9 protein-coding genes are annotated in these 11697 nt (G+C 62.7%); 3 read left to right on the top strand and 6 right to left on the bottom strand.

From position 1 onward, the window contains the following. The first annotated feature begins 45 nt into the window (after positions 1-45). Together purS and purQ are read left to right on the top strand one after the other, a co-directional pair. A complete protein-coding gene (gene purS, locus KTJ89_RS04430; protein WP_025780534.1) occupies positions 46-303 on the top strand; it encodes a phosphoribosylformylglycinamidine synthase subunit PurS in 258 nt (85 codons plus the stop codon). Beyond that, positions 300-1037, top strand: coding sequence for a phosphoribosylformylglycinamidine synthase subunit PurQ (purQ, locus tag KTJ89_RS04425; protein ID WP_139470425.1), 738 nt, complete (start codon positions 300-302; stop codon positions 1035-1037). Before purS ends, purQ begins: the two co-directional genes overlap by 4 nt. Positions 1038-1163: 126 nt before the next feature. Here the strand turns inward: purQ and KTJ89_RS04420 are convergent, their stop codons facing one another. The 5 genes from KTJ89_RS04420 to KTJ89_RS04400 all read right to left on the bottom strand — a co-directional run bounded on the left by KTJ89_RS04420 (position 1164) and on the right by KTJ89_RS04400 (position 9163). Next, on the bottom strand, positions 1164-1946 hold the full coding sequence (locus KTJ89_RS04420; protein ID WP_259356882.1) for a hypothetical protein: 783 nt from the start codon (positions 1944-1946) through the stop codon (positions 1164-1166). A gap of 490 nt (positions 1947-2436) precedes the next feature. Beyond that, on the bottom strand, positions 2437-2931 hold the full coding sequence (locus KTJ89_RS04415) for a peptidoglycan-binding domain-containing protein (protein ID WP_181272285.1): 495 nt from the start codon (positions 2929-2931) through the stop codon (positions 2437-2439). A gap of 266 nt (positions 2932-3197) precedes the next feature. Beyond that, positions 3198-4898 carry a hypothetical protein gene (locus tag KTJ89_RS04410; RefSeq protein WP_259356881.1) on the bottom strand — a complete coding sequence of 567 codons (1701 nt, stop codon included), beginning with the start codon at positions 4896-4898 and terminating at the stop codon, positions 3198-3200. Between the two features lie 403 nt (positions 4899-5301). Then, on the bottom strand, positions 5302-7428 hold the full coding sequence (locus tag KTJ89_RS04405) for an ABC transporter ATP-binding protein (protein WP_259356880.1): 2127 nt from the start codon (positions 7426-7428) through the stop codon (positions 5302-5304). A gap of 1 nt (position 7429) precedes the next feature. Further along, positions 7430-9163 carry an ABC transporter ATP-binding protein gene (locus KTJ89_RS04400; RefSeq protein WP_259356879.1) on the bottom strand — a complete coding sequence of 578 codons (1734 nt, stop codon included), beginning with the start codon at positions 9161-9163 and terminating at the stop codon, positions 7430-7432. 215 nt (positions 9164-9378) lie between these two features. On the opposite strand from KTJ89_RS04400, the gene KTJ89_RS04395 reads away from it, so the two are divergent. Then, a complete protein-coding gene (locus KTJ89_RS04395) occupies positions 9379-10497 on the top strand; it encodes a DUF6882 domain-containing protein (protein ID WP_259356878.1) in 1119 nt (372 codons plus the stop codon). Positions 10498-10575: 78 nt separating this feature from the next. On the opposite strand, the gene KTJ89_RS04390 is transcribed toward KTJ89_RS04395, so the two are convergent. Continuing rightward, positions 10576-11625, bottom strand: a complete 1050-nt coding sequence (locus tag KTJ89_RS04390) for a DoxX family protein (protein ID WP_259356877.1) — start codon at positions 11623-11625, stop codon at positions 10576-10578. Between the last annotated feature and the right edge of the window lie 72 nt (positions 11626-11697).

Raw genomic sequence — 11697 nt, 5'->3', positions numbered from 1 at the left:
CGCGGGAGGAACTCCCGAACACTTTCACAAAGGAGCAGTACACGCATGGCACGTGTCGTCGTTGAGGTGATGCCCAAACCCGAGATCCTTGACCCCCAGGGCAAGGCGATCTCCGGCGGACTGACCCGTCTGGGCTTCACCGGGTTCGGTGAGGTTCGTCAGGGCAAGAGGTTCGAACTCGAGGTTGACGGCGAAGCCACCGAGGAGGTCCTCGCCCAGGCACGCGAAGCCGCAGAGAAGCTTCTGTCGAATCCCGTGATCGAAAACGTTGTGGCAGTCCGCGTGGCCGAGGACGCATCGTGACCGCTGTCGCGGCTGATCCCACCGCCGAGGCGACCGCAGAGTCCGGTGTCTCCGTCGGAGTCGTCACGTTCCCCGGAACTCTCGATGACCGTGATGCCGCTCGCGCCGTGCGTCTGGCCGGTGCGAACCCGGTGAACCTGTGGCACGCGGATTCGACCCTGTCCGGAGTCGACGCCGTCATCCTGCCCGGCGGTTTCTCGTATGGTGACTACCTGCGCTGCGGTGCGATCGCCGGATTCGCTCCGATCATGGAGTCCGTCGTGGCCGCGGCGAATGCCGGTATGCCGGTGCTCGGCATCTGCAACGGCTTCCAGATCCTCTGCGAATCCCGTCTGCTGCCCGGTGCGCTCATCCGCAACGATCACCAGCATTTCATCTGCCGCGACCAGGACCTGGTCGTGGAGAACGCGAACACCGCGTGGACGAGCGACTATGAGCAGGGTCAGACGATCCGCATTCCGCTGAAGAACGGTGAGGGCGGGTTCGTCGCCACCGACGAGGTGCTCGACGAGCTCGAGTCCACCGGACGCGTGGTCTTCCGGTACCAGGGCTTCAACCCGAACGGGTCTCTGCGAGACATCGCCGGAATCACGAACGAAGCAGGCAACGTCGTCGGCCTCATGCCGCACCCCGAACACGCCGTCGAGACCGGCTTCGGCCCCGAGTCCGGCGGCGGAATCGACGGTCAAGGGTTCTTCTCCTCGGCCGTGCGCACGCTCGTCGCCAAGGGCTGAGCCGACCGGCTGCCGCGGAGAAACCGACAGACGAACGACGCCGGGTCCTTGACTCAGAACCAGTGTTCTGAGTCAAGGACCCGGCGTCGTTTGCATCCTGTTGGCGGGTGGAGTGATCACGGGCCTCTATTCGTCGATGTACACCCTCAGTGGCGCCGAGTCTTCGAGGTCGCCGCATTCTGCAGTGATGACGTATCTGCCCCACAGGTCCTTGCTTGAATCCGCTATGTATCGGACCGATGCGGACTCATCTTCACCGGCGAGTTGACGCTTTTCCCAGACCTTCGTCTGACCATCCGTGTTCTTCTTGAACACGCGGAACACGGCCTCGTCTTCGGCCGAGCAGTTGACCATTGTGAGATTGACTCCGTCGGTGCCGAGAGCCGTGTCGTTCGTGTCCTCCTCTGGGTTCACCAACAGAGTGCCATCGTCGTATTCACCTCGATCGCCCTCCGAGATGAGGTCGACTCTGGTGAACATCTCTCTCACTGTCTCACCGCCGCGTTCGACATAGACCGTGAATGGAAGGTCTGTCGGGACGTCCGGTTCCTCATCCACGACAACCGAGCCGTCGAATGGCCCGTCCTTCTTCACCACGGACTTCTTGTCGTTGAGGCTCGTGGTGACGACGTCCCCTGCTTTGAGTCCGTCGACGGTGTATTCGATACCCTTGCCGTGCGCGACCTCGTACAGTGTCATCGTCGCGTACCTCAGCGCCAGATCTTCATCGTGAGACTTGGGGTCGTCCTCCGCGGCTTCCTCCCCTGCTGCCGCAGATTCACTCGAGTGATTTCCGTCGGTCGGCACAGAGCCCGAAGGTGCGGCATCGAGACTCGAAGCGGCCGTCGGTCCAGCTGCGAGGGCAGAGATCCCGAGGGCGACGGTTGCGGCGAGTGCGAGCTTCTTCATTGTGATCATCCTTCTTTCGTCCTTGCCAGTGATGCTCCGAAAGCGTTGTCGGGTTGATCTGCCGTATTCGGTTGTGATGCGACCGTAGGCAAGACGAAATGGTTCTGTGGAGTTCTGATCATTGTGGTCATGACAACTTCGAAACAGCGTTCCGAACGGTTTCGAGACGTCAATGTGACCTGCCGATTCGAACGCTGAGCCGACGTTCAGACTCACGCGCCGCCTGCAACGGCACCCTCGCCGAGGCGCCACTGTCGTTCCTGGTCATCCCCCCTGGCCCAGCATGGCCGGGTCGGACCGGGTCCTGCCAGAAACGGCGAGGTGAAACGCGCACACAGGTCCTGATCAGCTTGCCGATCACATCGTCATCACTCCGTGGAATTCGGCAGGCTGAATTGTTATTGCCGATTTCGGAGATTTCAGTCCGCGGTCCCCTGCTCGCGACTCCGGAAGCCGGGGACCAGAACCGTCAGCAGCACCCTGGCCGGAATCAGTCCTCGGCCCAGTCGAGTCCGACAGCGGTCTCGAGAGTGCTGTTCGTGGCGTGCAGTGGGACGGCCCATGTCTTGTCCCCGACGATGCCATCGGAGTCGACGCCGCCCCACTTCTGAAAGCCCTCCACAGACTCCTTCGTGCCGGCCCCGAAGTCTCCGTCGGCTTCGCCTGGCGACGGCCAATCACCGCTGTCTGCACCGGAGATGAGTACCTTCTGCAGGTCGCGGACGACATCACCTTTCGACCCGGTCTTCAGCAGAGGCATCGGACCACCGTTCGGAAGTGATTCCCAGGTGTCTTTTCCGACGATGCCATCGACCGTCAGTCCGGCACTCTCCTGAAATCGTCTGACCCCAGCTTCGGTGTCCGGTCCGAAATCACCGTCGACTGCGACGCTGTGATCGGGAGTTCTCCGCAGTGCTCGCTGAGCACGCAGGACCGCGGCGCCCTTGTCACCGCGTTTAGTTTCGGGCTGACCTGGATTGGACATGGTTGTGCTCCTCTGTCATCGGTTTCGTGGAAGCTTCCTTGCCTCCACGACCACCAAGCTAGGCCCGTTGTTCCTGCACCGGCAAGGCGCCGACGAGACTCAACGGGCGTGCACGCGAACTGTTCGGCACTGCCTGTGAAGACAGCACAGATCGGCCCCGGTTCTTCGACTCGAAGTCGAGGAACCGGGGCCGATCGCTTCCGCCAGGACCGCCTCTCGCCGTCGGGCCGGGTGGAGTCACCAACCCGACGGGTCACCGGTCACTGTCAGCTCTTGTTCTTCCTGCGAGCCAGTCCGATGGCTGCTCCACCGCCGAGGATGAGCAGGGCACCTGCGGTCAGTCCGGTGAGTTCAGCACCGGTGCGAGGCATCGACGAACCGCCGCCGGCTTCGCCGGAGTCTCCTCCGTTGCCGCCACCGGACTCACCGCCGGTGACTTCGAACTTTCCTGACCTGCTGACGTCCATGCAATCGGCGAAGACCTGGTAGGTCCCGAAGTAGTACGCGGGATCATCCCCGAGTCCGTAGACGTGGATTCCGGCTGCTCCTTCCTCATTGGTCGTCGCGGTCTGTTCATAGAGTTTCTCGCTCTTGTCCCCGGAATAGACCTCGAAGTGGACTTCGGCGTCCGGGACGCATTCGTTGACCATCAGCTGCACACCTTGGTCCCGGTCGATGAAGTCCTCCCCCGAAATCGTTTCGGGATTGATCGAGAGCTTGGGATCGACGACGCTGCCGTCATCGGTGACCGTGAACGTGGTCTCTGCGCTCTTGTCACCGCAGGAGGCCAGGACGTTGAAGTCACCGATCCAGCCCTTGCCGCCGTCACCATCAGGCAGGAACTGGACGGATCCGGCTGCGTCCTCACCGGCTTCCTGGGTCTCGTCCCAGATCACGGTGTCGGGATCTTTCGCGGAGCTCACCTGGAACTTCACCTCGGAGTCGACGTGGCAGTCGACGAGGGTGATGTTGACACCGTTCTCGAGGAAGTCGGCGAGCTTCTGGCTCTGCGGGGTGACGCTGAGATCTGCATCGGAGCTGTCGTCGTCTTCAGTGACGGAATACGTCGTCTCTGCGCTCGTGTCACCGCATTCTGCGCTGACGACGAAGTCACCGATCCATCCGTCACCGCCGGTGCCGGGCATGAATGATGTGGAGACCGAACCGTCATCGCCGGCGGTCTTCGTCTCTTCCCAGATGTTCGTATCTTCGCCCTTGCGGACGATGGTGACGGTCACTTCTTCGCCCGCCTCGCAATTGCTCACGGTGATGTCGACACCGTTGTCGAGATACGAGTCGATCCCCTGGCTCTGCGGGTCGACGCTGACGGCCGCATCCGAGTCATTTTGGCTGTCGGTGATCTCCACACTGCCGCTGAACGTCTTCGACTCCTCGCCGTCGCGCGCGACGGTCACGGTGACATCGACGACGTCGCCGACCTTGAGCTCGGTGTTGCCACGGAGCTCTCCGTTGAACGTTCCGTCACTGTCGACGGTGATGGAGCCGTTCTCGCCGGGTCCGGCGGTGACGGTGTCTCCGGCTTTCAGTCCGGTGATGGTGTATGGGATGGCCTCGGCTGCCTCGTCGACGGGCATCGACGACTGGTCGAGGGAGAACGAGGCATCGATCGGGGTCGAGTCCTCGGTCGGTTCGTCCGAACCTTCGCCGGGGTCGGCCGCCTCTTCACCGTCGCCGGGATCTGCTGCGTTCTCGTCGCCTCCCGGATCAGTTGATTCCTCCCCGTCACCGGGTTCGGTGGGTGTGCCGGGATCCGCGGCGTCGTCACCGGGTTCCGTGGGCGGGTCCTCTGTTCCCGGGGAATCTGCGTCGCTGTTTCCTGCTTCTCCTGCGGCTTGGACGTCGGCCGCCTGCGCAGTTGTGCGCTCATCTGCTTGTGCGGCTGCCTGGCCCCATCCTCCGATGGAGAGTGCCAGAGCGAACGTTGCCGCCATTGCCAACCGTTTCATGATGGTCCTTCCAGAGTTCTGGTCGGTTGCCGTCTTCAGTTATGGCTTGGACCATACGCAGGCAATGAAGAGCGCACGACTTTAGGTCATTTAGATCATGACAGAAGTGATAGAGGTGTTTGGCCGAATGTTTATCACTTCGCAATACTGTTCGCGCGACCCAGTCATAGTGCCCCCACGTGTTCGTGCCTCAGGCTGTGCTCTCACCTGCACAACAACTTCTATTTGGGGCTGGTGAGCCGCACGGCAGAGCGGTCAGAGCAGTGTCACATTTGGATCGACTTCGGCATTCATACCCTGAAAAACGTTATGTCGGATTTTCGCACACCATCTGATTTCTGCGGTGAATGCGATGCAGGGTCCCCGAGCTCAAGCTCGGGGACCCTGCCACTGCTCGGAACGATCAGACTTGCGGAGAGCGGCCTTCCTCTGCTGGCGCCTCGTGGCTTTCACCTTCGGTATCCGGTCCGTCCGTGCTGTCGCTGTCGGAGGCCGCAGCCTCGTCGAGCGGTGCACCTGCGTCGGCATCGGCCTCGGCGAGCACCTCGGCAGTGAACTGCTCCTCGGCGTCCTCCCCGCGGAACTGCGACATGTACAGCCGGTGGTAGGCGCCTTCTGCCGCGAGCAGCTGCTCGTGGTTGCCGTGTTCGACGATCGCTCCGTCCTCCATCACGAGAATGGTGTGAGCGTCACGGATCGTCGACAGCCGGTGGGCGATGACGAACGACGTCCGATCGGTTCGCAACGCTGCCATCGCCTGCTGCACCAGCACCTCGGTGCGGGTGTCGACCGATGAGGTCGCCTCGTCGAGGATGAGCAGTGAGGGGTCGGCGAGGAACGCTCGAGCGATGGTGATGAGCTGCCGTTCGCCGGCCGAGACGCTGCCGCCGTCGGAATCGATGACGGTGTCATAGCCGTCGGGCAGCTGGCGCACGAACCTGTCGACCATCGTCGCCTTGGCGGCTGCGACGACTTCCTCATCGGTGGCGCCCAACCGGCCGTAGCGGATGTTGTCGGCGATGGTGCCTTCGAACAGCCACGCATCCTGGAGCACCATGCCCACATGTGATCGGAGGTCGGCCCGGCTGAGGTCGCGGGTGTCGATGCCGTCGAGGTAGATGGTTCCGCCCGTGATCTCGTAGAAGCGCATCACGAGGTTGACCAAGGTGGTCTTGCCGGCGCCGGTCGGGCCGACGATCGCCACCGTATGTCCCGGTTCGGCGGTGAAGGACACCTTCTCGATGAGAGGCGTCTCCGGAGCATACCGGAAGCTCACTTCGGAGAATTCGACCTTGCCCGGAGTGCGCGGGGGCAGTTCTTGCTGCACCTCGTCGGGGTCCTCCTCCTCGGCGTCGAGCAGTTCGAAGGTCCGCTCCGCCGAGGCGACACCGGACTGGAGCATATTCGCGACACCGGCCATTTCGGAGATCGGCTGCGAGAACTCACGTGAGTACTGGATGAACGCGGTCGCATCACCGAGCGTCATCTGTCCCGTCGCGACCTTGAGTCCGCCGGCGACAGCGATGAGGACATAGCTGAGGTAGGACACGAACTGCATTGAGGGCATGATCATGCCGGAGACGAACTGTGCTCCTGCCGAAGCCTTGTACAGCGATTCGTTGCGACGGTCGAACTCCTCGAGCATGACCTCGTCACGACCGAAGGCCCTGACGATGTCAAGGCCGGAGAATGACTCTTCCACGTGCCCGTTGACCTCACCGGTGTGCTTCCACTGCGCCTTGAACAGCTTCTGCGAACGGGTGCCGATGACGCCGGCGATGATCGCCGACAGCGGCAGAGCGATGAGAGCCAGCAGTGCGAGCTGCCAGGACACGATGAACATCATCACGCCGATGCCTATGATCGTCAGCGCAGACTGCACGAGCTGAGAGAACGCCTGCTGCAGGGCCTGCTGGATGTTGTCGACGTCGTTGGTCACTCGCGACATCACGTCGCCGCGCTGACGGGTGTCGAAGTAGCGCAGCGGCAGTCGGTTGATCTTGCGTTCGATGTCCTCACGCAGACGGTAGACCACGCGCATGACCAGGGCGTTGAGGATATACCCCTGCGCCCACATGAGCATCGAGGCCACGAGGTACATGAGCAGGACGGCGATGATGATCTGACCGAGCGCCGTGAAGTCGATCCCCTGCCCGGGCACCACCTCAGCGGTGGCGAGCATATCGGCGAAGTCGTCTCGGCCCTCGGCGCGGGCCCCGGCGATGATGTCGTCGATGTTCGCACCAGCGGGCAGCTGAGCGCCGATGACTCCGGAGTAGACGACGTCCATCGCCTTGCCGAGGACCTTGGGCGCGATGACGGTGAGCACGACGGAGCCGACGACGAGGGCGACGACGTAGAACATGCCCTTCTTCTCCGTGGCCATGAGTCCGAACAGACGTTTGACCGATGGCCAGAAGTGCTTGGCCTTGCGCGGAGGTGTGCCTCCGCTCATCTCCAGCTCTTCGCCGCTGGGGATGTATTCGTCTTCCGCGGCCACCACGGTCTCAGTTGAGGTGTTGTCGGCCATGTCAGTTCACCTTTTCCGTGGTCAGCTGGGATTCGATGATCTCGCGATAGGTCGGGTTCGTCTCGGCGAGTTCCTCATGGGTGCCGCGGCCGACGATCTTCCCGGCTTCGAGGACTATGATCTGATCGGCGTCCCGGATCGTCGATACACGCTGGGCGACGACGATGACGGTGGCGTCCCCCGTCGATTCGTCGAGGGCGGCCCGCAGGCGGGCGTCGGTGGCGACGTCGAGGGCGGAGAACGAATCGTCGAAGACGTAGATCTGTGGCTTCACCGTCAGGGCTCTGGCGATGCACAGACGCTGCCGCTGCCCACCGGAATAGTTCGTGCCTCCCTGGGCGACGCGTTCTGAGAGCTTGTCTTCTTTCTCAGCCACGAAGTCGTCGGCCTGAGCGATGCGCAGGGCCTCCCACAGCTCTTCATCGGTGGCGTCTTCATTCCCGAAGCGCAGGTTCGAGGCGATCGTGCCGGAGAACAGGTACGGCTTCTGCGGCACCAGACCGATGAGCTGGGCCAGTTGGTGGCGGTTGAACTCGGTGACGGGGGTGCCGTCGATGAGGATCTCACCGACCTGCGGGTCGATGAGTCTGGGGATGAGGTTGACGATCGTCGACTTGCCGGAACCGGTCGATCCGATGATCGCGGTCGTCGTTCCGGGCTGGGCGGTGAAGTTCAGTCCTTCGAGCACAGGCACCTCGGCGCCGGGATATCCGAAGGTGACATTGCGGAATTCGAGCTCACCGCGACCGGGCAGCTCCCTGACACCGGCAGGGATGGTCATCGTGCTGCGGGTGTCGAGGATCTCGGCGATGCGTTCGGCGCAGACGACGGCGCGCGGAATCATCATCATCATGAATACGCCCATCATCACGGCTACGAGGATCTGCAGCAGGTACTGCAGGAACGCGGTCAGCGATCCCACTTCCATCTGTCCGGCGTCGACGCGGTGGCCACCGAACCACAGGACGGCGGCGGTCGCGAGATGGAGGATCATCATGATGGCGGGGAACATGAGCACGAACAGGTTGCCGACCTTGACCGAAGTTTCGGTCAGGGCACGGTTGGCATCGGCGTAGCGGTCGGTCTCAAAGGGCTCACGGACGAAGGCACGGATGACGCGGATGCCGGTGATCTGTTCGCGCAGAACGCCGTTGATGTCGTCGACCTGGTCCTGCATGCGGCGGAACAGCGGCATGAGGAGGTAGACGAGAATGGCGACGACGATGAACAGGACGGGCACGGACACCCACACCAGCCAGGACAGTCCGGCGTCTTCCCGCAGGGCCATGATGATGCCGCCGATGCACATGATCGGTGTCGAGACCATGAAGTTCAGGGTCATGAGCACGAGCATCTGAACCTGTTGGACGTCGTTGGTGTTGCGGGTGATGAGGGTGGCGGATCCGAATTTTCCGACTTCGAGCATCGACAGGTCGTCGACCTGACGGTAGATGGCTCTGCGGAGGTCGCGGCCGACGCCCATTCCCGTCCGGGCGCCGAAGTAGATCGCGGTGATCGCGGTGACGACCTGCACGAGGCAGACGAGCAGCATCGTCATGCCCGTCGACCAGATGAAGTCGGTATCGCCCTTGGCGACTCCTTCGTCGATGATCCGGGCATTAAGGCTGGGCAGGTACAGTGCTGCGATGGTCGAGGCCAGTTGCAGAATGACGACCAGAATGATGAACGGCCAGTAGTTTTTGGCGTATTTCAGGGACAGGCGGAGTAATGCCACGTTGAACGTCCTGAGAGAAGAGCGGCTGATGATGGAGTCGTGAGAGTTGCGAAGCGCAACAGACTACCTTACATTGATTCTCCTCTCAGAGATAGACGAGCCGACGGCAGATCGGGGCGTTCTGCCACGACCTCCACTTCACCATGAGGCACTGACACGGCCTTCGCACCGCGTGCCTCCTCGATTCTCGGGAGCTCCCGCATACGCTTGAAAGCATGAGCTCAACTCTGCAGGACCTGGTCAATCGTGCCGTCTTCTATTCGACGGAGGTGCAGACGCACTTCGGTGCGCTCATCGCCGACGCCGAGTGGGAAGTCGACTTCAGCTCCGACCCGCATCTGACGTTCACATCGACCGAGGGCGCCGTCCTGCGCACCCGGCCGCATCTCCTTGGTTCGGAGTCGGGCAGGGAGAAGACGTGGCTGTGGGGTTGGGAGAACGTCAATGACTTCCCCGATGCCATCGTCGGGCTCTCCCACGAGGTGCGCAAGTTCGGGGCCGCCGAGGACGTCAGCGAGCTCACGACACCTGAGCTCTCCCTCGATGAGGAGCTCGCACTGCGGCTGACCCTGGCGTCGAAGGAGGCCACCGATAAGTGGGCCCACTACCCTGCCGCCGCCGGAGCCGGGACCACTGTCTGGCTCCTCGTCGACGCCGCCGAGATCGCCCTGCCCGCACCGCAGGTCAAGGTCTCTGTGCGGGCGCTCATGCAGGGACTGACGCAGACGACAGTGACCGACCACCGCGCGGCCATCGACGCGTACGTCGCCAAACGCGGCATTCCGACGGCAGAGCTCCCCGAAGGTGGCCTGCGGATGCTGTTCGCCGACGGCTCGGCCGACCTGTCCTTCGACGATCAGCGTCGCATCTCCAACTGCGACCTGAATGCGCCGCTGGAGGGCGAGGCCGCCGAGCAGTACGCCGCCGCGGAACCCACAGGCACCCCCGCCGAGGCGGCCGCCGCCTCTCGCGCGACCGATTCGACTTCCGCTCCCGCTGCGAAGGATGTTGCCGCACCACCTGCGTCGACCCCCGCGACACCGACACCGGCCTCGGCAGGGGAAGCGGCGGAAACTGCGCCCACGGAGTCCGTGCCAGACGAGAAGACGGCAGCGGAGGCGACCCCGACGGCCGAAGCTCAGACCGAGGAAGCTGCAGAGCCTGCGGCGGAGGCTTCGGATGCCGCACGCGGAGAGCAGCGGCCGGAAGACGAGCGGCCACTCGGAGACGGGCCTGTCGAACCCGCCGAGACGGAGACTCCGGTCGAGGAAGAACTGAGCAAGGACGCCAAGCCGAAGAAGAAGGGCCTGTTCTCCAAGCTGTTCGGACGCTGATGCGCCGCTGAGCAGTTGCATCCCTGACGGATGCTTGGGGCCCCGTCGATCGGCGGGGCCCCATTGATTTATCGGCTTTCAGCGATTGACGGGTGTTTCGGGTCCCCAGCGGAATCCTCGATCGAAGAGGAACCTTCGCTCCTCATCATTGCGCAGCGTCAGTTCCGATTCCCCTGCTCGCAGAGAGAACTCCCCTTCTCCTACCTCCGAGTACTGGAACTCGACTGTGCCTGAGGAATCGCGGATAAGCGTCTGAGCGCCTTTCCGGACGGGGTAGAGCTTCGCTGTGAGAGACTGGCCATCGACGCTGTAGACACCATCCTGGAAGTCTCCGTCGGAGTACCGCACACTCATTCTCTTGCCTTTGCCCGATCCGATCTGCCCGAAGGCGATCTGAGTGATGTCCTCGGTTGTATGGTCAGTGCCCTCGATCAGGGCGGGCTTGCCTGACGTGGTGACGGTATAGACGCCTGAGATCTCCTCAGGAGCGCCAGGGCGGCCCCAATTGAGGCTGATTCCGGTGGCCAGTCCGCTGCCGACGATGATGACAACAGCGAGTATCGGGGAGACCCAGCGGGTGATGCGAACGAAGATCCGGTTGTGCCAGATGAGGCCGTTGACTGCCGGCCCGACGCTGCGCCCGAGTGCGAAACTCACGACTCGGGGCACGTTGGGGATGAGAAGGATGAGACCGACGAGGGCCATCGCTCCTGAGAGCTGCTTCACCGGCACGTCGAACGTCAGGTTGAGCAGGAAGACCACGCTCATGTCCAGAGCTGCGATGAGTGCGCCGAGCCAGGCAGAACGACGGAAGAGCAGCAGGATGACCGCGAGAAGCTCGGCCAGGCCCGCCAGGAATTGAACGGTCGGGGAGAAGGCCATGAAACGCCACAGCAGCCCCATGGGGCTCATCTCGCCGTACTGGACTATTGCGTCGGCATAGTCGGCATAGCCCATCTGAACGTGGAAGATCTTCGTCCAGGCGTAGGGCAGGAGCGCCATCGCCAATCCGATGCGCAGCAGCCAATGCAGGGCCCAGAGGACACCGATCCAGCGCGACCGTGACCGCGCCTGTTTCGCTTCCGGCTCTGCTGTTTGTGCGTGAAGCGCAGTATCGTTCGTCGTCATAATGTTCACATTACTGACAAAACGACTTGCTCCGAAGTAGGGTTCTCCGGACTATTCCCCAAGACATTCCCC

This window comes from Brevibacterium sediminis, assembly GCF_024895295.1.
Classification (GTDB): domain Bacteria; phylum Actinomycetota; class Actinomycetes; order Actinomycetales; family Brevibacteriaceae; genus Brevibacterium; species Brevibacterium sediminis.
The sequence above is the reverse complement of the archived record's forward strand: the minus strand, read 5'-3'. Positions and strand labels throughout refer to the sequence as shown.

Excerpts from the sequence above, each read along its gene's own strand:
- KTJ89_RS04415 (WP_181272285.1), bottom strand. The coding sequence starts at position 2,931 with ATGTCCAATCCAGGTCAGCCCGAAACTAAACGCGGTGACAAGGGCGCC.
- KTJ89_RS04405 (WP_259356880.1), bottom strand. The coding sequence starts at position 7,428 with ATGGCCGACAACACCTCAACTGAGACCGTGGTGGCCGCGGAAGACGAA.
- KTJ89_RS04395 (WP_259356878.1), top strand. The coding sequence starts at position 9,379 with ATGAGCTCAACTCTGCAGGACCTGGTCAATCGTGCCGTCTTCTATTCG.
- KTJ89_RS04390 (WP_259356877.1), bottom strand. The coding sequence starts at position 11,625 with ATGACGACGAACGATACTGCGCTTCACGCACAAACAGCAGAGCCGGAA.
- KTJ89_RS04420 (WP_259356882.1), bottom strand. The coding sequence starts at position 1,946 with ATGAAGAAGCTCGCACTCGCCGCAACCGTCGCCCTCGGGATCTCTGCC.
- KTJ89_RS04410 (WP_259356881.1), bottom strand. The coding sequence starts at position 4,898 with ATGAAACGGTTGGCAATGGCGGCAACGTTCGCTCTGGCACTCTCCATC.
- purS (WP_025780534.1), top strand. The coding sequence starts at position 46 with ATGGCACGTGTCGTCGTTGAGGTGATGCCCAAACCCGAGATCCTTGAC.